The organism is Niallia sp. FSL W8-0635 (assembly GCF_038007965.1).
Taxonomy (GTDB): domain Bacteria; phylum Bacillota; class Bacilli; order Bacillales; family Cytobacillaceae; genus Niallia.
Window position 1 is genome coordinate 549,999 of sequence record NZ_JBBOYD010000001.1, and the last position, 23,948, is coordinate 573,946.

The following is a 23,948-nucleotide window of genomic DNA, read 5'->3' on the forward strand; positions in this document are numbered from 1 at the left end:
CCTTTTAACTGTAGCTATCTATTTTTTCTAAGAATGTGATTATCCAGCTAATTATATAGTTGTTATTAAAGGAATAATCTGGATTTTTTTTACGGCTCCAGATTATTCGGTGTTTTTTGGAAAAAGGAATATAAAGATAGCATGTATTAAAAACGGCTCTTTCACTTTTTTTTGTGAGGATTGTTTAATGTAATATCTGAGTATATCTGAGCTAACTGTTCAGGTGTCTCTTTTGCTCCTCCGCTAACCCATCTTTCAAGCATATGCCACACTCCGGCAGAATTAAAAATAGTGTAATAATCCAAAAAGAGAGCATCAAATCCATCTAATATATTCGCTTTATATCTTCCATTTAAGCCAGGCATATACATATCAAGGTGTTGTAGAAGTATGATAAAAAGATTATTTCGTTGGAGTAAATGTAAAAAATGGATATGTTCACTCCAAAAAGTAAAGTATTTTATTGCCATTGTATAAGGGGTCAATGATTGATCATTCTCAAATTCCTTTTCGACCTGCTTCATTAATTCATTAATATATTCATATAGAACATCATCTTTCGAATCGAAATTTCGATAAAAAGTTTTACGAACTAAATCTGCTTTGTCCGTAATCTCTTTAATGGTAATTTTGTCATAAGCTTTCTCTTTCATTAGTTCTAATAGTGCATCAATAATCCACTTTCTTGAACGTATGGAAATGGGATTGTTGCTTTTGTCTTTAACCACTAAATCTCCTTCTTTCTAAACAAATGTCCCACATTATCCTATTTGTATCACTTGTTCTAGGTGTATTGACTCTTCCTTTCTTCTATTATTATAATTTATTTACCGAAGTGACACAAGTGTGTACAAGTAAACAAACGTGTCACTTATAGGTGAGAAGGAGGAGAGGAAAATGATAGAAGGAAACAAAGGGGTCGTTCTTATAACAGGAGCTTCAGCAGGAATGGGTAAAGCAACAGCTGAATTATTATTAGAGAAAGGCTATGTAGTTTATAGTGCGGCAAGACGAATAGAGAGAATGCAAGATTTGGAGGCTAAGGGAGCTAAACTAATTGCATTAGATGTTACAGATGAACAATCAATGGTTAATGGAATAAATCGGATTATGGAGGAACAAGGAAGAATTGATGTGTTGTTTAATAATGCAGGGTATGGTTCCTATGGGGCTGTAGAGGATGTGACTTTGGAGGAAGCTAGAAGACAATTTGAAGTGAATTTATTTGGATTAAGCCGATTAACTCAGTTAGTCTTACCACATATGCGAAGACAGAAGTCAGGGAAAATAATTAACAATTCTTCAACTGGAGGAAGAATTTATACTCCTCTAGGAGCATGGTATCATGCTACAAAGCACGCGCTTGAAGGATATTCAGATTGTCTACGTCTGGAGGTTGCTCCATTTGGTATTGATGTAGTTGTTATTCAACCAGGATCTATTAAAAGTGAATGGTCCAATATTATGTTGGAATATGTTCAAAAGACATCTGGCAAAGGAGCATATGCTAATATGACCAACGCTTATATTAAAATGGCGAGCAATATGATTAATCAAGCAAGCTCACCATATGTGATTGGAAAAATTGTTATGAAAGCAATTGAGGCAAAGAGGCCAAAAACTAGATATGCTGCAGGGCAATTTGCAAAGCCTATGCTATTTCTTAGAAGCGTTTTAACAGATCGAATGTTTGATCGTCTTCTGTATCTAATGTTAAGACAATCAGTATGATTAAATACAAGGAATGATATTTTAATATTAAACACTATAAACAAAAGCCAACTGTTTTTCGAATGAATGGTTGGCTTTTATTTTGGAAGCTATTTTTATATAAAGATTGATATAGAGGAGAAATCTGACGTTATAAATGAAACCTTCTGATAAAAAATTGACAAACAGTCTAATTAGACTATAATGATGTAAGAGTCATTAGTCTAATTAGACTAATCGTCTTTTGGTAGACTTTGCTTTCAAGGAATGTTTTCTACAAAATCTAGTTTCAAACAACCATACTATTAAAGAATTAATCAAATGCTGAATCAAAAGAATGGAAGGCAATGATTAAATATAAATAGCAAGAAAGGATGAAAAAAATGATTAAATCGTTTTTAATGATAGGACAGTCGAATATGGCGGGACGAGGATTTATCCATGAAGTTCCTCCGATTTATAATGAGAGAATACAAATGTTGCGTAATGGAAGATGGCAAATGATGACGGAGCCTGTCAATTATGACCGTCCTGTTTCAGGAATTAGTCTAGTTGGTTCCTTTGCAGAAGCATGGAGTCGCGAAAATCAAGATGATAAGATTGGCCTTATTCCCTGTGCAGAAGGTGGAAGCACGCTAGATGAATGGGCTGTTGATCAACCGCTTTTTCGACATGCAATTACCGAAGCTAAATTTGCTATGGAGAATAGTGAGTTAACAGGAATTCTATGGCATCAAGGAGAAAGCGATAGTATGAATGGGAATTACAAAGTCTATTATAATAAATTATTTTCCATTGTTGAGGCTCTTAGAGTGGAGTTAAATGCTCCAGATATTCCTTTTATTATTGGTGGTTTGGGAGATTTTCTAGGAAAAGAGGGATTTGGGAAATATTCTACTGAATATAATTTTATTAATCAAGAGCTGCAAAAATTTGCTTTTGAACAAGACAATTGTTATTTTGTCACTGCAGAAGGCTTAACTTCTAATCCAGATGGTATTCATATTGATGCAATTTCTCAAAGAAAATTTGGTTTGCGGTATTTTGAAGCCTTTTCTAAAAAACAACATGTATTGGAACCATTAAATAATGAAAATGAGTTGATAAATCTTATTCATACTAGAGAAAATACCAAATCAGAAAAGATATATCGCAAGACGCTAGAATTAGCGGTAGGGAAAATTTCATATGACGAATTTGAATCTCAGCTCATACAAATAAACAAGAAGTAAACGATAAAAAAATGCAATAACTATTCCAAAAATTTTAAGGAAGATAAAAGAAGGTGTTTTTTTGATACCATTACTCATTTTAGGCTTATTAAAACAAAAACCAGGTTCTTACGGATACGAATTGTTGGCACTAATGGAAGAGAGACATTATAAATATATAGTGAATTTTACTAAGGGATCCTTCTATTATAATCTTCAACAATTAGAAGAAAAGCAATATATTCAACAAGTGGATCAATTAGATAATACTAGAGAAAAGCGTAATTATATTATCACAGAACTAGGTGATAAAGAATTCGAAAAATTGATGTTTAAGTATGGTTCTAAGACAGATTATATAAATTTATCTTTTTATGCAGCAATGTTATTTGCAGATGAATATAAAAAAGAGGAACTAACAAAACTAATAAATATACAAATCGAACAAACGCAAAAGAAAATTTTTTTATTAGAACAAACGCTTCAGCATAATGAAACGATTCCTACTTATTTCAAAAAGATGTTGGAAAATTCACGTTCACATCATTTGGTAAATGTTCAATGGTTTGAAGGACTGTTAAAAGATATCTGAAATGATAATCAATGTAATGGATATTGTATTAAAAGTCGAACGTGTAATTGAATGATGGAGTAAGTTTCAATTCAATATATAAAAGCAATGGACGTTATATATACGAAAAAACACACTAGGAATCATTAATCCTAGTGTGTTTTTGATATTAATATTTAATGATAAAAAAATGTTCTGTACAAAGGGGACATTTTAAAGAAGGATATGGATTTTTGTTGATTACCTGTAGGCAAATCCTATATTATTAGTGCTTCCTAAGTAGGATAATATAGATTTTATATTGCAAGTAAAAAAGAGAAGCTGATTGATTAAATCAGCTTCTTATACCACTGGAGCTTTTAATTTATCTTTAAAAAACCATCTGTAGTAGATTCGCGAAATATAATATGTGATCCACATTGTTATTAAGCTCCAATACCATGTCCAATTTTTGTAGTTGATTAACTTTGTGTATTTACAAGCAATTAGTTCAAATCCTGTAATTATTCCTGAAAACACAAAGTAATAACAGAATTTATAAAAGGGATTTCTTTTCTCTGGATAATACAGATTGAAAAATGAACATAATGCTGGATAAACAAAATATTCAAAAGTAAAACTACTCTTATTAGCCTTTTTGAAAAATAAACGAGATGGATAGGATATTAGATTTTTTTCAACTACTAGTAAACCAAATATCCAAGTAATAACCTGTTTAAACAAAAATGATAATTGTGCTTCTCGAATTTTACTTCTTGGTACTAATACTATTAATAAAAATGACATAATAATCCAGGATGATAGTTCAATTCTTTTTTCGAGTTTATTTTTCAAAATAATTCACCTCTCTGGAAATATATTGATGATTTTTTCGATGTTTTATGCAAATTTAATTTAATTTTTTATGAAGGTATTGTATTGGCGAAAATGGGGAGAGACAGAGGTCACAGCTCTCACTGTGGTAAAGTAAGGGACATAAAAATAACATTGAAATTATGCGGAAAATGCACTTGGAATTATTCCAAGTGCATTCTCGTTAGTAATATTTAATGATAAAAATTCCAAGTGATCATTAACAATACTAGAATCATCATAGTACATACGGACAAAAGATAAAAAAACTTCTGCTTAGTATGTATTACTGCTTTCTTCCAATCAAAGATAATGAAAATAATCGTTAGTAAGCTTATAAAGGTGAAGCAATAATTGGCAACAATCTGTAAAAATATTTCAGGGTATGCTCGATTACTGTTAATTAACATCCTTATTGCAAGGATAACGACATTAATAATCATTGCTAGTCCAGTGAAATGTAATAAATAATTCCATTTTTGAATTCTTAACGTTGGTCTCTTTTGTCTCCAGTTTCTTACTAAAAGTATAATGCAGGAAATCGAAGCTAGGAGAAAGAACAGGATGCAATATAGAAATAAGGCAGCACTAGTTGTAAGCCAAGCTTTGTTTATATCTAAAGGTAAAAAATCTGTATATAATGTAGAAATTTTATGAACCTTATTATCCTTTAATTGAAAAGATAAAGTATCCATTGCTAAAAATAGTTCATTTCCATCCTTATATTTATAGACATAAGGTTCTGTTTGAATATAATTTGCTTTTAATCCACCTACATTTACTTCTATCTCCTTGTTGCTAGTGGCTTTTATTTTAAGCTGAGTGAAATAATAATAATACATCTTTATAAAGGAGCTATCCATTTTACGAGCGTAAATATAGGTTCCTTCTGTAGTTTTGGCATGGGGCAATTTCTTTGAGCTAGTTAATTTCTTTTCGCCAACCAATTCCTTCGTAAGACCGTAAGTAAGATTTGATTCTCCTGCTTGATTGGTTAAAACAATTATGCCAAACCTGTCTTCTGGGACGATGTGAATCATGCTTGAGAAAGAGGCAGTATTTCCGCCATGCAACAGCCCTCTTTTGGCGCCTTCGTATTCCCAAAATCCATGTGCAATCCCTACAGCATTTTCAGTTGGAGAATAACTTTGTGATAAGAGCTTTGTTAATGTATCTTTCTTATTAAAAAGAATGGAGCCTTGATCATCCCTTGGCATTAATGACATTGCGAATTTCGCTAAATCTTCTGCTGTTCCATTTATCTCTCCGCTTGGATATAAAGACATATAAAAAGGAGTGGCTAAAAGGAAGTTTTGTGGCTCTACAAGTTCATAACCTTTTGTTTTGTTTTGAAAAAAATCCTGGTTCTTTTCAATCGAGATATGGGGAGTTGTATGGTTCATTTCTAATTTTGATAAAATATTACTCGATACATATTCATAGAATTTTTGTCCACTAACTCTTTCTACAATATAAGCAGCTAAAGAAGTGGAATAATTAGAATAGGCTACTACTTCACCTGGTTTATATATCTGCTTTGGTTCGGCTATTTTTAAGCCTTCTTCTAATGATTTCACTTGTTCTTTTGAGGAATATCCTAAATCAAAAATGCTATCTTCAAATCCAGCATTATGATTCATTAAATGTACCATCGTAATCGGTTCATCGTAGGTTAGCTTTGCTAAAAAGTATTTGGGCAAATATTCTCGTATATCTTCGTCCAAATCTATTTTTCCTTGTTCCGCCATTTGCATAACGGATACCCAGACAAATAGCTTGCTTATAGATCCCCATTCTAAAATCGATGTTCTCGGATTCATGCGGATTTTATTTTCTATATCTGCATACCCATAGCCTTTGGATAAAAGGATGTGGTCATCTTTTGTAATTACAACAATTGCACCTGCAGAAGTTTCTCCGATGTAATCTTGTACATACTCATCAACAAACTCTTCGATATTCTCGATAGGAATTCCAGAAGGTGTTGAGTATTCTTTTGCTGAGGTTGGTTCTGAAAAGGATAACGTCAAAAACAAAAATAATGATAAACCAAGAAAAAGTTTTTTCATCTCATTCCCCTTTATTGGTATTTTGTTTCGTGTTAACAGAATAAGTGATGTGGGCGGCAATTAAAGATGTGCTTGTATTTTAATCAATGCAATATATTCCTTCTGTCTCTACTGGTAATTTTAGCATTAATTGGATAATGGTTATATAAAACGGAGGTCTGCATTCTTTATAAGACTTCAGACGTATTAATATAGGACGAGTAAGGATTAAACTTGTTATGGGGAAAAACGGGAGCAGGGAAACTTAGTAACACTACATTGGTAATTTGTCTTATGTAAATACCAATCTTAGAATCCTCCACTTATAAAATTCTTTTAAAATGAAGTGGAGGAGTAGTCCTTTTAGAATGCTTGAAAAGTAATTACCCGTTATTCATAAAATTTTGTTTTTCCAAGTAATTCAGTACAGTCTGTGAAAATTCGTGATGAGATTCTTTCGTATACTTTGCAATGGTGTAAATTTGAGCAAGATTTTTTAATCCTAATTGTTCTGTCATTTCTTTCAGTCGAGGGACATCCATATAGCGATTCCAGCCTTTTTCATCGCGTTCTTTATAGATTTCAAGAATATCTTGGTTCGAATAATCCTGATAGGTATCATAGTGAACAAGTCCATGTATCGGCAGTCGATCACGCGGGGCTGGATTTTCTGCAGGATAGCCTAAAGAATAACCTACAATAGGTACAACATTCTCTGGTAAATTTAGTAGCTTGCCAATTTGATCACAATTCGCAAGAGTAGAGCCCATATAGCAAATACCAAGGCCAGCGTTTTCTGCTGCTAAAGCACAATTTTGTGATACTAATGTTGCATCAATTGCACCAATCATAAAGCTCATATAATTATCAAAATGAACAGGTGCATCATTCAACTCAAGCCATTTTCGCATCCGATTGAAATCTGCACAAAATGTTAGGAGGATAGGTGCATCCACAACCATGGATTGGTCCATATGTGCACTGTATAATTGATTTTTAAGCTCCTTATCCTTCGTAACGATAATCGAATAAGATTGCATATTCCCACTGGATGAAGCACGAATTCCAGCTTCTAATATTTGATCCAATAGCTCTTGACTAACTTCCTTATCTTCGTATTTTCGTATCGATCTATGCCCGTGTATAACATCCTTTAATTCCAAACAATCACTCCTAATTCTTTTTCCATATTCTTTATACTATATCTTCCACTTTTTCTACTAGAAATCCTCTTGAAACATAAACTATTTAGTTATTCGCATATATTAGATTTGAAATAAACATAAAATTATGACAAAATTGGCATTTTCTTTGGGGACGTAACGAATAAAATGGTATCCTTTAGCTAATGGAGAGCAGAAAAAATTATATTGGAAAAAGGGGAACAAAGCATGACGCAAATTTCAATAGAAAAACCAAAACTAGAACATGCAAAAGCGATTCAAAGAATTTGCTCGACGGGTTGGCGGCAAACGGTAGAAGGCATGCTTAGTGAAGAATGTCAGAAGCAAACGGTTGAATTTTGGTACACGTTTGATCGGATTGAAAAAGATATAGAGAATGGGAGCTATTCCTATGTTGCCCTACTTGATTCTCAAGTAGTTGGTGTAATTGGAGGGGGAATAACGGACGAAAATGTCTCGGAGGTTTTCGTTCTTTATATGGATGAAAAATACCGCTATCAAGGGATTGGAAGACTACTACTTGAAGCATTGACTAAAGATCAGGTAGAACTTGGGGCAACAAAACAGTGGGTTTCTGTACAAGAAGGAAATCACAGAGGGATCCCATTTTATGAAGCAAGAGGCTTTATTTTTCAAGAGAAAAAGATAGCTGTTACAAAAACAGGAGAAGAGCAAGTATCTTTACGATATGCTCGAGCAATTTCTTAAGTAATCATTCTATGTTTTTAAGAGTAGGGAGTGTGTAGAGTGAATTTAGGAGAACCATTAGCTATTGGAAATACAGCAAAGATTTATTTAAATGATAATAAAATTTTCAAAATATATAAAGATTATCTTCCATCTACAGAAGCGGCAATGGAGGCATCGAAACAAATATTTGCTCATTCTTGTGGTTTACCTGTTCCGGAAGTTATAGAAATAAACAAAATGGAAAAAAATCAAGTTTTAATAATGGAATACATAAAAGGAAAAACTTTAGGAGATCTATTGTTTGAAAATCCTGAGAAGGCAGAATATTATATGAGCATGTCCATCGATATCCAACAACAAATTCATCATTATGAAGGGAATAATCTTCCACCAATCTTGGCAAAGTGGCGCAGCCAAGTTGAAGGCTCGCATATTCTAGATGGTGAAACAAAATCACTTATTTTAGCTAAGTTGGAGGTAATGCCAAATGAGAAAAGACTCTGCCATGGGGATTTTCACCTTTATAATCTCGTATTAGCAGATGAAAAAGTATGGATAATCGATTGGGTAGATGCAGGAACAGGAGATGTTTGTGCAGATATATGTAGAACCTATCTCCTTTATCTGGAAAATCATCAGGAACTTGCTGATTTATATTTGAATATCTATTGCAGCAAAACCGATTATTTAAAAGAAGCGATATTAGAATGGCTGCCTATTGTTTCAGCCGCAAGATTAAGCGAAAATGTTTCTCCATATAACAAAGACAAGCTTTTAAATATTATTAATCGTTATTTATGAAAATGGAAATGAAACTTAATCCATTTTCATACGTAAAAAGATAGGAAGATACACAAGATATTATTGAATTCACGTCGGGCACCTTTCACAAAGGAGATTTCTATCTAAGAATAAGGAGTGTTAAGATATGGAAAGTAAAGGCTGTGTAAAATGCGGTGGAACAGAGGTAGGAACAAAAGATGTAGCAATGTCAGGAACAGGCTTATCCAAGCTAATGGATATTCAGCATAATACATTTACTGTTGTCTTTTGCAAGAAATGTGGATACTCAGAGTTCTATAATAAACAAACGTCAAAAGGGTCTAATATTCTAGATTTATTCTTGGGATAATTCTAATTAGTGAAAAATTTCAACCTCATAATGATGTGTAGAGACCAGTCGTATAATGGTCTCTTTTCATTTTGTCCACTAAAATTTGAAAACGAAAACATGGCAAGCCTTAACGGGAATAATTATAATAAATATATATTTATAAAAATCTAAACATAGTGAGTGAAACATGAACCAGCTAAATGGAAAATACAAAGGCAATGAGAGAATAAATTACATGGTTACTGCCTTATTTATGGTGGCATTGGGACTTTTCTCCAGAAGATTTAGTAATCTGCTCCCAGATATTATTAGCGAGCATGCAGGAGACATGCTGTGGGCAATGATGGTATATTTCGGCTTTCGTTTTCTCTTTGTTGAAAAGAAAATCCTGTTAGCTATGATAGGCAGTATTCTGTTTAGCTTTGGAATAGAATGTAGTCAATTATATCAAGCAGACTGGATAAATGAGCTCAGAAATACGACATTAGGTGCGCTGATATTAGGAAGGGGATTTCTTTTTGTTGATTTAGTCCGCTATTTATCAGGGATAGTATTAGCTTTGATGGTGGACAAATTATTAATTTGCAGAAAAAAATGAGTATAGGCTGTCGTCTATCTTCTGTTTATATCGGATTACGCTTGAAAAGTCATTATTACATTTACTTTATTTATAAAGCTTTATATGAGAATAGGAGACGCTGGCAAAATGAATAAAACGATTGGAATATTAGCACATGTCGATGCCGGGAAGACGACTTTTTCCGAACAGCTTCTTTATCATACTAATAGTATAAAAAAACGGGGGCGTGTGGATCATCAAAGTGCATTTTTAGATAGTCATCTTATTGAAAAACAACGAGGAATCACCGTCTTTGCAGATCAAGGCATCATAGAATACGGAAATTCAACGTATTATTTAATTGATACCCCAGGGCATGTTGATTTTTCTCCTGAAATGGAAAGAGCGATTCAAGTAATGGATTTTGCGATTGTTGTTATTAGTGCAGTAGAGGGAATCGAAGGACACACGGAAACAGTTTGGGGTCTTTTAAAAAAACATCGAATTCCAACTTTTTTCTTTATCAATAAAACAGATCGAACGGGTGCGGATGTAGAGCGTGTTCTCGCAGAAATACATTCGCAATTTACGGTAGATGTATGTAATATTTCTTCATTTGACAGTAGTAATATGTCTGAAGCGCTTATGGAATTCATTGCTGAACGAGACGAAGCACTTCTTGATTATTATATGGATAAAGGCTATCAACCAGCATTGTGGCTTGAAAAAATGCAACAAATGGTTGGTTCTTGTCGACTTTTTCCTTGTGCGTATGGTTCGGCCTTACAGGATATAGGGGTAAAAGAATTTTTTGACTGTTTTGATCAGTTAACGACAACAACGTATAAAAAGACTGAACCGTTTTCGGGAAGGGTTTATAAAATCCGTTATGATGAATCCGGAACGAGAATTACCTTTATTAAAGCGAAAAGTGGGACGTTACGTGTGAGAGAGGAGCTTATATATGGGAATGGAGACATGGAGAAAATCACACAAATCCGTAAATATAGTGGGACTCAATTTCAGCAAGTAAAGGAGGGCTATGCTGGAGAGCTTTTTGCTGTCACAGGTCTTACAAATGCAGTTGTGGGGGATGGAGTCGGAGCGTTACTTGAGAAGGCTGAGTATGAAATGGTGCCAACCCTACGTTCGAAGGTTGTTTTTGAGCCAGGGATTAATAAAAAGGAGGCTCTCAAATATTTTCGAATATTAGAAGCAGAGGATCCATCTCTCCAAGTGACATGGGAAGAAAAGCTACAAGACATTCATTTGCATGTTATGGGGAAAATACAGCTAGAGGTTCTTCAAGAGATTGTATGTGAAAGGTTTGCTTTACAGGTTCAGTTTGACCGGCCGGAAATTTTGTATAAAGAAACGATTGAAACAGATACTATTGGTTACGGACACTTTGAACCATTGCGTCATTATGCGGAAGTACATCTTCAATTAGAGCCTGGCAAAAGAAATCAAGGGATTGTCTTTGAGAGCACTTGTCATACAGACCATTTGTCTATCGCTATTCAAAATCTCATTCGCCAGCATCTCTTCGAAAGGGAGCATCATGGAATTTTAACAGGAGCTCCGTTAACGGATATAAGGGTTACCCTCTTAACAGGAAGAGCGCATAATAAACATACACATGGCGGCGATTTCAGAGAAGCTACCTATCGTGCATTACGTCAAGGCCTGGAGAAAGCGCATAATCGTTTATTAGAGCCCTATTATTCCTTTAAAATTAAGGTAGATATGGATCAAATGGGCAGGGTTTTATCTGATATACAAACAGCATATGGGGAATTTGATGCGCCTGAAACAATAGAGGATAAAGTAGTTCTAACAGGTAAGGTTCCTGTTGCTACCTTTATGGAATATAGCACGACTCTTGCAGCATTCACACAAGGAAAAGGGCAGCTTTCTTTCACATTTGCAGGGTATTACCCTTGTCATAATGAAGAGGAAGTAATGGATAGACTTGGCTATGATAAAAATGCAGATCCAGAGTATACATCTTCCTCCATTTTTTGTGCAAAAGGGGCAGGATATACCGTTTCTTGGGAGAACGCAGAAGCAATGATGCATTGTCTATAAAAGGGGGAACTAAATCCATGATCATTCGAAAGTTAACAAAAGAGGAGAAGCCTCCTATCGAGTTATTAGTAACAGCAGATCCATCTGTAAATCTAGTAAAAGAATATCTAAAAAAGGGTTTATGCTATGTTGCAGAAGAAAAGAATCAAATGATCGGTGTTTATGTGTTGTTACCAATAGAAGAAGAAGCAATAGAATTAATAAATCTAGCAGTAGCAGAAGACTATCAAGGAAAAGGATTGGGAAAGAAGCTAGTTTTCCATGCGCTAGAGGTAGCGACACAGCTAGGATTTAAAGTGATGGAAGTAGGCACTGGTAATAGCAGTATAGGTCAGCTTGCTCTTTATCAAAAATGTGGGTTTCGAATCAATCATATTGATAAAGATTTTTTTCTGAAAAACTATGAAGAAGAAATCTATGAAAACGGAATTCGATGTGTCGATATGATTAGGCTCTCACAGGATATATAATCCAGTTTGGAAAACGATAAATATTAGTAATTAATAGATATATTACAAAGGTTACAAGAAGAAATATTCCCCTTCAGCCTTACAGAATACTAGGAAATAGTCTCTATTTGTAACGGTGTCTGTAAACTATTTTTAAAATAAATGTCTTATTATTTTAATAGAATCGTAATTTAGAAACCACTTTCATATGTTATAACAATAGAGAAAGGGGTTTTTAGATGCGTTCCTTAAAAAAACTAATGGCCATTTCGTTAAGTAGTGTCATCTTTTTGACATCGACGATTATGGTACAAGCAGAAACGAGTCAAGAAACACTCAACAAAGCGAAAAATCAATTGAATCAAAATGAGCAATTGATTAATGAAAAAGAAGCAGAAAAGCAAAAAACTTTAAAAGAGTTGGAAGCTGTTCAAGAAGACTTAAAATCCGTTGAAACAGTAATGCAGCAAAATAAAGAAAAAATAGCGAATCTGCAAGCAAAAATTGAAGAAACGCAACAACAGATAGAGAAAAAGAAAGAAGAGATTGTTGTTTTAGAGGATAAAGTACTAGCACGTAAAGATGTTATGAAAGAGCGTCTTGTATCCTTGCAGAATACAGATCAAACGAATGTCGTTTTAGAAGTACTGTTAAATGCAAAGGACTTTGCTGATTTTATTAGTAGAGCAACAGCTATTTCGATCATTTTTGATGGAGATAAAAATATATTAGATCAGCAGGAAGCAGATCTAAAGAAGATTGAAGAAGAGAAACTAGCAATTGATCAACAAGAAGAAGAATTAACAGGACAATATGATCAACTTGCAGCTTCTCAAAATGAACTGCAACAAAATCTAGCTAAAAGAAAAGATGCAGTTTCGGCTGTACAGAAAAAGTTTGCATCTATTTCAAAAGAAGTGCAGCTAGCTGAAAGTCAAAAAAATGCTGTGCTTGCACAAATAAGCGAAGCAGAGTCTGCATTGAAGAAAGAGCAAGCAGAAGTAAAGCAGAATACTGTCGTAAAGGTTAGTACATCGGATAAAGTAGCGAGTGTATCAAGTGAACCTAAATCTTCTTCAAGCAAGAAATCTTCTAGCAAATCTTCAAGTAGCAATGATGTAATGTATGTAACTGCTACGGCTTACAGTCATCAAGATACAAAGGCTGATATTACAGCGCTTGGATATAATATTAAAAAGAATAAAAATATGAAATTAATTGCAGTCGATCCAGCAGTCATTCCATTAGGTTCAAAGGTTTGGGTAGAAGGCTATGGTGAAGCCATTGCAGGAGATACTGGTGGAGCTATTAAAGGACATAAAATTGATGTCTTAATGTCATCTAGCAGCAAGGCAAAGGCATGGGGACGTAAGACAGTGAAAATAAAAATATTGAACTAATTTAATAATACTTTCATCCTATAATCCAGACTCTCTATTGTGAAGAGTCTTTTTTTTGTTTAGCTTAAGCGTTTTTTTATGCAAAAAAAAGAGGAGTGCCAATTATCTGGCACTCCTTAAATCTATCAATTTCAAGGGGGGCCTTGAAAAAGCTATTAATGACTATAGGTTTATGATAACCATAAAATATGATGAAAATATCAATAAATTTTAAATAAATTGTTAAGTTTAGGAAAATAAAGAATAAGAAGAGTTAGTGTAAAGAAATTATCTCTTTATTCTCCTATTTTTTTAGCTTAGTCCATGTATCATCTAATGCTTTCATTGTTTCCTCACGTGATTTTTGCTTGCCAACATATGCCTGAAGACTAGCACCGAACTCCTGACCAGCACCATCTGGATATTTCATAAACTGCCATGTATATGTTTTTCCTTCCTGTGAATACTTTTGAAGCTCTGCTCCTAATGGTCCAATATCCTCAGCCGTTGCTGTTATTGTTTTAAAAGCAGGGACATATTTGAAATCCTTCACAATTGACTCTTTTGCAAAATCGGAAGTAACCATCCAGTTTAAGAAATCTAATGCAGCTTCTTTGTCTTTTTCAGGAGCATCTTTATGAACGACCCAGTTTGTAGGTACATCAACCATTAGTTTATCTGATTTAGCTTCATCGTCACTTAATGGCATTGGAATAAAGCCTATCTCCATATTAGGAGTAATTTTATCGATCATTGGTTGAACCCAGTTACCCTGTTGAATCATTGCTGTTTCACCAGTTGCAAATAATGTAACTTGTGTATTATAGTCAGTTGTTAGTGAGTTTTTATTTCCGTACTTAATGGTTAAATCAAGTAAATCAAAATACTTATCAAAGTACTCATTGCCTTCGATTTTAGCAGTTCCGTCGTTTAGCCCTTTAATAAAGGCATCTGCATCATCTTGGTATGCAAATGGTACATTTAGTCCATGGTTAGCTAATACCCACCATTCCCCATAACCTATGGAAAAAGGAGTAATGCCAGCAGCCTTTAATTTTTCAGCAGCAGCTTCCAATTCTGAAAACGTTGTTGGTAATTCTGTAATTCCTGCTTTTTCAAATAACAACTTATTATAGGCAAATCCATATCCTTCAAGGTTTACAGGCTGCCCGTAAATTTTACCATCCACTGTCATTGGAACTAAGGCACTTTCATAAGCGTCTTTAATCCATGGTTGGTCCGATAGATCCTCTAATTTATCTATCCACGTTAAGGCTTCTTGGTATCCGCCATTTCCAAAAATATCAGGGGCTGTATTAGAGGCGAATTTAGCTTTCAAGGCTGCTGTTCCATCTGCTCCACCGCCGACTGTTTCAATGTTAAAGGTTACATCTGGATGTTCTTTTGAATATTGGTCTGTTAATGCTTTTAATTGGTCTGCTATCTCTACTTTACCATTAAATAAGTCAACGACTACCTTATCACCTTTGCTTGAATCGTTATTACTTGATGCTCCCTCATTCGAACAGGCGCTTGAGAAAAGAAGGGAAGCAGATAAAATACCAGTTAATAAGGAATATTTTTTCATTTTGTTAAACTTCATTTGATTTCCTCCTATTTATAGAAAATATCTTATTTATATGGAAGAGGTATTAAACAAATATATCCTCTTTGCTCCTTATTTAATAGACCCGCTAGTAATTCCTTGTATAATGTGTTTTTGCATGGAAAAGAAGAAAATCAATAACGGGATGATTCCTATCATAAGTGCTGCTAATGCAAGATCCCATTGCTTTGTGTACTGACCAAAGAAGAAGAAAGTAGCTAGTGGAATGGTCCGTAATTCTGGATTTTGTAAGACTAAAGATGGTAATAAGTAGTCGTTCCATATCCATAGACTATTTAAAATAATAATAGTGACTGTAATTGGTTTTAGTAATGGAAAAACAATTCTCCAAAATACGCCGAACCGGGAACACCCATCCATAATAGCAGCTTCTTCTAATTCCACTGGAATCCCTTTAATAAAACCATGGTATAAGAAGATTGTCATTCCCGATCCAAAACCTAGATACATGAAAACTAGTCCCCAAATACTGTTAAGTAAGTTCAAGTTAGAGGCTGTTTTAATAAGTGGTATCATAATAGATTGGAACGGGATAATCATCGCAGCAACAAATGCCATAAAGATAATATTGCTTATTTTTTTCTTTGTTCGAACTAACATATAAGCTGCCATGGAGCAAAATACGACTAAGACGATATTGCTTGCTATGGTAACAATAAGAGAATTACTAAATACCTTTAGAAAGTTTAGCTTTTCAAAAGCATTAATATAATTTTCAAATTGAAGGGAGCTTGGCAAAGCAGATGTATTAGTCAAGATTTCAGAAAATGACTTTAGTGAATTGGAAATCACATAATAAAAGGGAATCAAAAATAACAAGCCTAGTATAATACCGAATAGTTCCATCAGAAAGGTTTTGCTCGTATATTTATTCTCCATCAAGATTCCACCTCTTTTTTCTTTGTAATCGTGACTTGCAAAATGGAGATTGCTGCTACGACGATAAAGAAGATAAGTGCTTTTGCTTCACCGATTCCATAGCGATTATTTACAAAGGCTTCAGTATAAATGTTAAGCGCTAACATTTCTGTGGATTTAAATGGTCCGCCATTTGTTAATGAAAGGTTTGCATCAAATATTTTGAAAGAGGATGCAGTTGTTAAAAATAAACAGATAGTAACAGCTGGAGCAACTAACGGGATTTTAATGCTCCGCAAAATCTGGAAGCGATTTGCTCCATCTATTTTTGCTGCTTCCATTAGTTCCTTCGGTATATTTTGTAAAGCTGCAATATAAATAAGCATAATGTATCCTGCACCTTGCCATACGCTGACGATTACGATTCCCCAAAAGGCAGTATTTTGATCGCCAAGCCAAGCCAGTTCAAAGAGCGGGATTCCTGTGAGCTCTCCAATAGAAGCAAAGCCTCTAATAAAGATAAATTGCCAAATGAAACCGAGTAATAATCCGCCAAGTAGATTAGGCATAAAGAATACGGTACGTAATAGATTACTAGATTTTAGCTTTTGGGTTACGAGCAAAGCTAGACCGAAGCCGATGGTGTTTGTCAATATAATTGCTACAACGGTATACATAGTGGTTAGTTTGAAAGATTGTAGAAACTGTTTATCTTCTGTGAATATATACTGGAAGTTTTCAAATCCTACCCACTTCATTTCCCCAGTAATTCCGTTCCAGTCTGTAAAGGAATAATAGATGCCAGAAAAAAATGGGACAAGAATAACGATTGTAAACGCGATAAAGACTGGACCTACAAATAAAGAAAATAATCCAACTTCCTTCCAGTTTCTTTTCTGTTTTGTAGAGAGTGATTTCTTTCTACTTACATTTGACTGATGAATAGGGGGAGTTTCTATTTTTTCTACCTGATTTTGATTATTCACTTTCTGCACCTCCTATATTTAATATATAATGGTTGTATCCTTTTTGGTAACCGTTTACATTGACAACTAAGGTGTAATATATTGACCATTCCTTATATATTCATTTCTTATAAGTATTTGTTAGAGAGGGGGGGAGAGAAAATTTTAGAATGACATCCTTTAGTTCTGCATACTGGGAAATAAAAGAAGGTTATTTTAAGTTTCTCGACTTAAATGAAATGGGGCATACGAAAAAAATTAATGGTTTTCTTATTTCTGGCAACGGTTCTTCCTTTTGGAACGAGTATTATTCTTACTTATTTTCAAACAATCCACAATATAAATAAGGAGTCTGTCACATATAATACGGAGTTAATGAAGAAGGGGAAGGATGAGCTTACAACTTATCTGGAGGATATAGCTTTATTATCTACAGTATTATATCGGTATACACCGTTTATGAATGTATTAACACAGGGAGTTGGAGAGAATAACAAAGAGCATATGGAAGAGGTACGCCGTGTATTAGCATACGTATACAATTCCCGTTCTGAAATGGAACAAATGCATTTATACATCAATAAGGGAAGAGATTCTTTTACAAACTATCACTCTCTAATAAGTGGAAGAGGTAAAAATGATAATATTTATCTTCATCCATATTATAGAAGATTAGAGGAAAGCGAGACGAATTATTCTCTAATGGAGCCACCGCATACGATCTATAGCTATAACGGATTATCTATTATTCCTAACTCAGAGAAAACAACTGTACTATCCTTTCATAATAAAATTAGAAATGTACCATCAAACGATATATTAGGCTTTATGTCAATCGATATAAATCTCTCCAAAATAGAAGGAATAGTGAATAGGCTCTACAAAGATACAGAAAGTCTTTCGATAATCAATGAAAATGGAACGATAATCTACTCCTCTGATAAAAATGGAATAGGGGAAAAAATCCAGGATAAATGGTTTTATGAAATACAAAATAATCCACAGCAAAATAAAATAAAATGGGACCGGAAAGATTTTGCCGGGGTAATTTTCTATGAGAAGATTACTGTTCAAGATAATCGTTTGTATATGGTGAAAACGATTCCTTATGCTAGTCTATACAAAAGTGCAAAGGAAACAGCATTTATGAATACGATGATTGCCATGGTTGCTTTAATTGTTGTATTAATCATAACGATGATTATTTCTTTTAAAATTACAGCTCCTATTAAAATTTTAATCGAAAAGATGAAAAAGGTGGAAGAAGGTATCTTTGAAGCGGATTTTGAGATTACAGGAAATGATGAGATAGGTATGCTTGGTAGGCGTTTTAAATCAATGGTTTTACAAATAAATAGATTAATTGATAAGGAATATAAATTACAGATTGAAAATAAATCAGCCCAATTGAAAGTATTACAATCACAGATAAATCCCCATTTTTTATATAATAGCTTTCAGTCAATTGGTACACTTGCTCTAAAAATGAAGGCAGTTCCTGTCTATTCTTTACTGACTTCCTTATCTGATATGATGCGATACAGTATGGATATGCGAGAAGAAATTGTACCATTCTCTAGAGAAGTAAAACACACTAAATCATATCTTAGACTGCAGCAACAAAGATTTGAGGAAGTGTTGGAAATAAAGATGGAAATTTCACCAAATACGGAAGCGGTATTTGTACCAAAAATGATTCTCCAACCAATTATTGAAAACTGCTTTAAGCATGGATTTAACGATAGGATGGAGGATGCAAAGATATCCATCTGTTCTTATAGAAAGAAGGATCAATTGGTTTTTATTGTTCAGGATAATGGAAGGGGTATACAGAAAGAAAAATTGCAGATTATCCGCCAAGGATTATATCGAAGAGAAACGATAAAGGAGGGAAAAGACCGAGAATCAATTGGTTTAAAGAATATTTACGATCGTTTACAGCTTTATTATGGGGAAGAAGCCAACTTGGTAATTGATAGTGTGGAGAACAAGGAATTTACTGTTATGATTTGTATTCCAATATCTTTACAAGAGGGAGTGGAAGGAAATGAAGGCACTTATCGTAGATGATGAAAAGCATGTTCGAGAAGGAATTAAGCTTCTTGCCAACTGGGAAGGAAATGGGATTACGGAAATTTATGAAGCTAGTAATGGAGAAGATGCGATTCAAATGATTCAATCTTTACATCCTGAAATTATTTTTTCTGATATGAAAATGCCAAAAGTAGATGGAACGCAGCTTTTGCAATGGATGGATGTGCATTATACAGCGGGAAAAACGATTGTAGTTACTGGGTATGATGATTATCATTATATGAGAAAAGCGATGCATTATGGAAGCTCTGATTATTTGCTGAAGCCAATTAATCCTGAAATGCTCAATGATACATTAGTGAGGGTAGTGAAGGAATGGAAACAAGAGGAGAAGGAAAGGAAAAATAAACTAAGTAAAAACCAGCTCATTAATAAAATGAAGCCAGCTTACCGAGATCAAAAATTAACGCACATTATAAACAATGATTTAGTAGATAAAAAGGTGTGGGAAGAATTTCATTTAGAGAAGGCACAAATATATACAATTGGACTCTTACAAGTGAGCAACATAGCCATTGAACAATTCAATGGGGATAAGAACCTTACCCTTTTTACTTTATTAAATATAATAAATGACGAGCTTAGCAAAGATAGTAATGGAATTGCCTTTCATTATGTTACAAGTAAAGGCGAAATCATACTTCTTTTAAAAAGTAGAAGAGAAGAATCGACTTATATCATTAAAAAGATACATACTACTATACAAAAGCTAATAGGATTGAGCTGTACAATTGCAGTCGGTAAAGAAGTAGACTCTGTTACACAATTGAATCTTTCGTATCAACACGCTAAGTCTATTATGATGAATAGGAATGTTTTGAGAAATCACAAAGAAAAAATTATTATGGAAAACGGCGAAAAAGAATTTAAAAGCTTAATGGCTTATACTAGTTCTATTAAACTTGCCATTCAAACAGGTGAATTAGAACCATTTCGTTCGCTTATTGGACAAATTCAAAAAGATATAATCAGTAAACAGCAATTATCCTTCAGGCAGCTTTTGCATTTTGAAAATGAATATCAAATGATAAGTTCTAGATGGCATAAGGAGTTTAACCTACCATTTAGCATGCCGACCAATTTAGAGGAACGGATATATCCATTTATTGATAAAGAGGATATATTTCAGTTAGAAGCATACAAAGACAGGAAGAAAAGAGAGATTGCTTTATTTCTTAGAAGAATCAAAAGGCAGAATACAAGAAAGTCTAGAAATGTAATTCATGAAATTGAAAAGTATGTAACAGCTAACTATCATCGAGAGATTAAACTTCAGGAAATATCGGAGCATTTCTACATAAGCAGAGAATATATATCGAGGAAATTCAAACAAGAATATCAAATAAATATTTCGGAGTATTTAGTAGCTATACGAATAAAAAAAGCACAAGAATTACTAAGAAGTAGTAATCTTAAAGTATATGATATTGCCAATATGATTGGTTATCAAGACGATAAATATTTTCGCAAAGTATTTAAAAAAATAGTAGGCGTTTCACCAAATGAATTTCGTGAAATGAAAATAGAAAGGGAGTGAATTCTTTCATTTCCTTTCTTCCAGAAAATAGGGATAGTGAAAAGGTGTGTACATTGAACTACGATAAATTACTACATATTAAAACCGAAGAAATTCAATTAGGATTCAATAAGTCATACCATTATCATCGGTATGAACCAACTCCATATGAGCATCTAGAACAGCTGTTTCAAGAATTTCCTCTTCATGAGACAGACCATGTAGTTGATTTTGGATGTGGTAAAGGACGATTAAACTTTTTCATTCATTATTTATTTCAGTCTTCAGTAACTGGAATTGAAATGAATGAAGAATTCTATCAGGATGCATTAGTTAATTTAGAACAATACACGAAACGAAGGAAGCGACAGAAAGAAAAGATACATTTTTATCTTGGGACAGCAGAAGCTTATTCGATTAAAAAAGAAGAAAATTACTTCTATTTTTTTAACCCTTTTTCCATTCAAATCTTTCAAAAGATTATCCGTAATATTATGTATTCTTTGGAGAAGGATAATCGTGAAGTGAAGCTTATCCTATATTTCCCTTCCGATGAATACCGATTTTTTATGGATGATCATCCCTCTTTTTCAAAAGTAGGAGAAGTACAAGTAGGAAAAAATAGGGAGAAGGACCAATTCATTATTTATAAATCTGTTTATTAATACCGATAAGTTGAAGAGAGAAGAAAAGGAACGAATGATGGTTCATCATACTTGATTGATATGGGAAATAATACCGCCAATCAATATATTGTCTAAAGTTGATTTATCCTATATATTCAAATGTATAAGTAAAAAGACTTAGGATAAAAGTTGTTTTAAAATTGTAAAATACGTAAATGGGAATAGCACCTGAAATAAAAGAATATCCCTCATAGACGTATTTATAGAGGGGAAATTATTATTTTTACATTGCCTAGCGTTGATCAAGTAACTTATTTACATGTTGAATATTCGGTACCTATTATTGTGTTATCAGTCTTTATTGCATGTTTAGCTTCGTATACGTCCCTTTCCATGAATGAACGTATCGTTTATAATAGTTTTTTCCATCGATACATATGGTTAGGGTTAGCGTCCATTACAATGGGATTCGGAATTTGGTCTATGCATTTTATTGGGATGAGTGCAGCGATGCTCCCAGTAGACATGAGCTTCAATGTTCCATTAACAATTCTTTCGGTAGTACCAGCTATCTTAGCTACATTTGTAGCTTTCAGCCTATCAAGTACGGCCAATAATTCTAGTAAGTTGATAGTATTTGCTGGGATATTTATGGGACTTGGAATAAGTAGTATGCACTATATTGGAATGAGGGCAATGATTTCAGAGGCAAATTATGCTTATCATTTCGGTTATTTTATTTTATCCGTTTTAATCGCTATTATAGCTTCCTTTATATCTCTGTTTATTTTCTTGAAGCTCCAACGATATATGAGTAACTTTATTGTGAAAAGTATAACCTCATTATTGATGGGGGTTACGATATCTAGTATGCACTATACAGGAATGTTTGCTATCCGCTACTATGTGGATGAGGAAATGGAGCTTGTTCATGCACATGCACACCATGTTAGCATAAAAGCAATAATTCTAGGTGTCACAATCGGTATCTTTATTGTTTTATTATTTTCTATTTTGTCTGGCCTATTGGATCGCTATGTAGAGTATCGTTTAAATTATTTTGACGCATTAACGAAGCGTCCAAACCGAAGACAGTTCGAAAGGTTGATTGAATCATCTACCTATAATAGTGGTCTGGCAATACTTCATATTCATGATTTAAATAAATGGAATGGTAAGTACGGTTATTACTTTGGAGATAAAATTATTTGTTATATTGAAGAATTATGTGCAAAGTTAATACCCCACAATGTGAAATTTTTCCGATTAGAAGGAAATCGATTTGCATTCTTTAGTATGAGTAATGAGGACTTGGAAAAATTAATTATAGAATTGAATCATTTAACAACTATTTTATCAAGTCCGGTGACCATTGATGATCAAACCATCAAAGTAGAGACAGCTATCGCGTTAGCTGTTAATGAGAAAAAAATGACTTCCAAGCAGTTATATGAAAATGCTGTCGCTGTTTTAACTCATTATTCTATTCGCTTTGATAATGAAATTATAACGTATGATTCAGAGAAACATAAACAAACATTTGCTAATCATCTTGTAAATGAGATAGAGGATGCACTTTTAGAAAAGCATTTATACTTAGTTTATCAGCCTAAAGTATTTCTTAAGTCAAGAAGAGTAGCAGGTTTAGAAGCTTTGTTAAGATGGAATCACCCTTTATATGGAGAGTTGTCACCAAGTGTGTTTATCCCCATTTTAGAAGCATCTGATAAAATGTTTGATGTCACAGACTGGATTATTGAAGAGGTGTCCAAGCAGATAGCTATATGGCAGCAGGAAGATAGAAATCTACCTGTAGCTATCAATATCCCTGGTTCCTATGTGACTTCACCAAGACTTATGGGAAGCTTAATAAACAATGTAGAGAAATACAAGATAAGCCCTCTATTAATAGAGCTAGAAATTACGGAAACAAGTGCAGTTGATAATATTGAAGGTGCGATTCAATCGGTTCAGGCTTTCAGAAATGTTGGCTTTACTGTTACACTCGATGATTTTGGAACAGGGGTTTCTTCCTTGTCTTATTTGAAAAGAATTCCAGTTAACACCTTGAAAATAGATAAATCCTTTATTGATGGTGTTCCGGAATCACAAAAAGATGGAGAAATTATTAAAGCAATCATTGCTCTCGGAAGTTCCTTGCATTTGAGCATTGTAATAGAAGGGGTAGAAAGAGAAGAACAGGTTGAATATTTATCTTCCATAAATGAATTGCCAATTATACAAGGGTATTATTATGCAAAGCCAATGAATATCTATGTGTTGGAAGAGTGGCTTTACAAGTTTCAAAATGGAGAAATAGTAATCAAGCATTAAAATAATCAAGATCATCCTTATCGATTTAAAAAGAAAGGATGATCTTTCTTTTTGTAAAAAAGTCTGTATAAAT

At 33.7% G+C, this 23,948-nt stretch carries 21 protein-coding genes; 14 read left to right on the plus strand and 7 right to left on the minus strand.

What is annotated here, in order from left to right; translation table 11 throughout:
• Positions 1–161 precede the first annotated feature (161 nt).
• On the minus strand, positions 162–728 hold the full coding sequence (locus tag NYE52_RS02785; RefSeq protein ID WP_341191662.1) for a TetR/AcrR family transcriptional regulator: 567 nt from the start codon (positions 726–728) through the stop codon (positions 162–164).
• Between the two features lie 169 nt (positions 729–897).
• Here NYE52_RS02785 and NYE52_RS02790 point away from each other — a divergent pair, with 169 nt between their 5' ends.
• From NYE52_RS02790 to NYE52_RS02800, 3 genes are all read left to right on the plus strand, one after another.
• Positions 898–1,731 (plus strand): oxidoreductase, encoded by an 834-nt coding sequence (locus tag NYE52_RS02790; RefSeq protein WP_341191663.1) that lies wholly within the window; start codon positions 898–900, stop codon positions 1,729–1,731.
• 362 nt (positions 1,732–2,093) lie between these two features.
• On the plus strand, positions 2,094–2,942 hold the full coding sequence (locus NYE52_RS02795; protein ID WP_341191664.1) for a sialate O-acetylesterase: 849 nt from the start codon (positions 2,094–2,096) through the stop codon (positions 2,940–2,942).
• 61 nt (positions 2,943–3,003) lie between these two features.
• A complete protein-coding gene (locus tag NYE52_RS02800) occupies positions 3,004–3,513 on the plus strand; it encodes a PadR family transcriptional regulator (RefSeq protein ID WP_341191665.1) in 510 nt (169 codons plus the stop codon).
• 321 nt (positions 3,514–3,834) lie between these two features.
• On the opposite strand, the gene NYE52_RS02805 is transcribed toward NYE52_RS02800, so the two are convergent.
• The 3 genes from NYE52_RS02805 to NYE52_RS02815 all read right to left on the minus strand — a co-directional run bounded on the left by NYE52_RS02805 (position 3,835) and on the right by NYE52_RS02815 (position 7,555).
• A complete protein-coding gene (locus NYE52_RS02805; protein WP_341191666.1) occupies positions 3,835–4,326 on the minus strand; it encodes a CBO0543 family protein in 492 nt (163 codons plus the stop codon).
• Positions 4,327–4,538: 212 nt separating this feature from the next.
• Positions 4,539–6,413 (minus strand): serine hydrolase domain-containing protein, encoded by a 1,875-nt coding sequence (locus NYE52_RS02810; protein WP_341191667.1) that lies wholly within the window; start codon positions 6,411–6,413, stop codon positions 4,539–4,541.
• A 362-nt stretch (positions 6,414–6,775) separates the two neighbouring features.
• On the minus strand, positions 6,776–7,555 hold the full coding sequence (locus NYE52_RS02815; protein ID WP_341191668.1) for a nitroreductase family protein: 780 nt from the start codon (positions 7,553–7,555) through the stop codon (positions 6,776–6,778).
• Positions 7,556–7,783: 228 nt separating this feature from the next.
• On the opposite strand from NYE52_RS02815, the gene NYE52_RS02820 reads away from it, so the two are divergent.
• The 7 genes from NYE52_RS02820 (at position 7,784) to NYE52_RS02850 (ending at position 13,876) form a co-directional block, all read left to right on the plus strand.
• A complete protein-coding gene (locus NYE52_RS02820) occupies positions 7,784–8,284 on the plus strand; it encodes a GNAT family N-acetyltransferase (RefSeq protein ID WP_341191669.1) in 501 nt (166 codons plus the stop codon).
• Between the two features lie 39 nt (positions 8,285–8,323).
• Positions 8,324–9,067, plus strand: coding sequence for a phosphotransferase family protein (locus NYE52_RS02825; protein WP_341191670.1), 744 nt, complete (start codon positions 8,324–8,326; stop codon positions 9,065–9,067).
• A 127-nt stretch (positions 9,068–9,194) separates the two neighbouring features.
• A complete protein-coding gene (locus tag NYE52_RS02830; RefSeq protein ID WP_341191671.1) occupies positions 9,195–9,398 on the plus strand; it encodes a zinc ribbon domain-containing protein in 204 nt (67 codons plus the stop codon).
• A 169-nt stretch (positions 9,399–9,567) separates the two neighbouring features.
• Entirely contained in the window at positions 9,568–9,978 is a 411-nt protein-coding gene (locus tag NYE52_RS02835) for a ribosomal maturation YjgA family protein (RefSeq protein WP_341191672.1), read from the plus strand.
• A 108-nt stretch (positions 9,979–10,086) separates the two neighbouring features.
• The gene (locus NYE52_RS02840) at positions 10,087–12,027 is read left to right on the plus strand and encodes a translation factor GTPase family protein (protein ID WP_341191673.1); all 1,941 of its coding nucleotides are present in this window, start codon (positions 10,087–10,089) and stop codon (positions 12,025–12,027) included.
• A 17-nt stretch (positions 12,028–12,044) separates the two neighbouring features.
• Positions 12,045–12,497 carry a GNAT family N-acetyltransferase gene (locus NYE52_RS02845; RefSeq protein ID WP_341191674.1) on the plus strand — a complete coding sequence of 151 codons (453 nt, stop codon included), beginning with the start codon at positions 12,045–12,047 and terminating at the stop codon, positions 12,495–12,497.
• Between the two features lie 218 nt (positions 12,498–12,715).
• Complete coding sequence (locus NYE52_RS02850) at positions 12,716–13,876, plus strand: 3D domain-containing protein (RefSeq protein WP_341191675.1); 1,161 nt, start codon at positions 12,716–12,718, stop codon at positions 13,874–13,876.
• A gap of 283 nt (positions 13,877–14,159) precedes the next feature.
• Here NYE52_RS02850 and NYE52_RS02855 read toward each other — a convergent pair whose 3' ends face one another.
• The 3 genes from NYE52_RS02855 to NYE52_RS02865 all read right to left on the minus strand — a co-directional run bounded on the left by NYE52_RS02855 (position 14,160) and on the right by NYE52_RS02865 (position 17,326).
• Positions 14,160–15,458, minus strand: a complete 1,299-nt coding sequence (locus tag NYE52_RS02855; protein ID WP_341191676.1) for an ABC transporter substrate-binding protein — start codon at positions 15,456–15,458, stop codon at positions 14,160–14,162.
• Between the two features lie 75 nt (positions 15,459–15,533).
• Positions 15,534–16,361, minus strand: coding sequence for a carbohydrate ABC transporter permease (locus NYE52_RS02860; RefSeq protein ID WP_341191677.1), 828 nt, complete (start codon positions 16,359–16,361; stop codon positions 15,534–15,536).
• Positions 16,361–17,326 (minus strand): carbohydrate ABC transporter permease, encoded by a 966-nt coding sequence (locus NYE52_RS02865; protein ID WP_341191678.1) that lies wholly within the window; start codon positions 17,324–17,326, stop codon positions 16,361–16,363. The genes NYE52_RS02860 and NYE52_RS02865 overlap by 1 nt, the downstream gene beginning before the upstream one ends.
• A 240-nt stretch (positions 17,327–17,566) precedes the next feature.
• Between NYE52_RS02865 and NYE52_RS02870 the strand changes: the two genes are divergently transcribed.
• The 4 genes from NYE52_RS02870 (at position 17,567) to NYE52_RS02885 (ending at position 23,875) form a co-directional block, all read left to right on the plus strand.
• Entirely contained in the window at positions 17,567–19,375 is a 1,809-nt protein-coding gene (locus NYE52_RS02870) for a sensor histidine kinase (protein WP_341191679.1), read from the plus strand.
• A complete protein-coding gene (locus tag NYE52_RS02875; protein WP_341191680.1) occupies positions 19,353–20,936 on the plus strand; it encodes a response regulator in 1,584 nt (527 codons plus the stop codon). The genes NYE52_RS02870 and NYE52_RS02875 overlap by 23 nt, the downstream gene beginning before the upstream one ends.
• A gap of 44 nt (positions 20,937–20,980) precedes the next feature.
• The gene (locus NYE52_RS02880; RefSeq protein WP_341191681.1) at positions 20,981–21,580 is read left to right on the plus strand and encodes a class I SAM-dependent methyltransferase; all 600 of its coding nucleotides are present in this window, start codon (positions 20,981–20,983) and stop codon (positions 21,578–21,580) included.
• 249 nt (positions 21,581–21,829) lie between these two features.
• A complete protein-coding gene (locus NYE52_RS02885; RefSeq protein WP_341191682.1) occupies positions 21,830–23,875 on the plus strand; it encodes a putative bifunctional diguanylate cyclase/phosphodiesterase in 2,046 nt (681 codons plus the stop codon).
• The last annotated feature ends 73 nt before the right edge of the window (positions 23,876–23,948 follow it).

Bases quoted from the DNA above. Each gene is read 5' to 3' on its own strand.
- NYE52_RS02790 (WP_341191663.1), top strand. From the start codon at position 898: ATGATAGAAGGAAACAAAGGGGTCGTTCTTATAACAGGAGCTTCAGCA.
- NYE52_RS02810 (WP_341191667.1), bottom strand. From the start codon at position 6,413: ATGAAAAAACTTTTTCTTGGTTTATCATTATTTTTGTTTTTGACGTTA.
- NYE52_RS02860 (WP_341191677.1), bottom strand. From the start codon at position 16,361: ATGGAGAATAAATATACGAGCAAAACCTTTCTGATGGAACTATTCGGT.
- NYE52_RS02855 (WP_341191676.1), bottom strand. From the start codon at position 15,458: ATGAAGTTTAACAAAATGAAAAAATATTCCTTATTAACTGGTATTTTA.
- NYE52_RS02875 (WP_341191680.1), top strand. From the start codon at position 19,353: ATGAAGGCACTTATCGTAGATGATGAAAAGCATGTTCGAGAAGGAATT.
- NYE52_RS02840 (WP_341191673.1), top strand. From the start codon at position 10,087: ATGAATAAAACGATTGGAATATTAGCACATGTCGATGCCGGGAAGACG.
- NYE52_RS02845 (WP_341191674.1), top strand. From the start codon at position 12,045: ATGATCATTCGAAAGTTAACAAAAGAGGAGAAGCCTCCTATCGAGTTA.
- NYE52_RS02870 (WP_341191679.1), top strand. From the start codon at position 17,567: ATGGTTTTCTTATTTCTGGCAACGGTTCTTCCTTTTGGAACGAGTATT.
- NYE52_RS02795 (WP_341191664.1), top strand. From the start codon at position 2,094: ATGATTAAATCGTTTTTAATGATAGGACAGTCGAATATGGCGGGACGA.
- NYE52_RS02830 (WP_341191671.1), top strand. From the start codon at position 9,195: ATGGAAAGTAAAGGCTGTGTAAAATGCGGTGGAACAGAGGTAGGAACA.
- NYE52_RS02820 (WP_341191669.1), top strand. From the start codon at position 7,784: ATGACGCAAATTTCAATAGAAAAACCAAAACTAGAACATGCAAAAGCG.
- NYE52_RS02850 (WP_341191675.1), top strand. From the start codon at position 12,716: ATGCGTTCCTTAAAAAAACTAATGGCCATTTCGTTAAGTAGTGTCATC.
- NYE52_RS02835 (WP_341191672.1), top strand. From the start codon at position 9,568: ATGAACCAGCTAAATGGAAAATACAAAGGCAATGAGAGAATAAATTAC.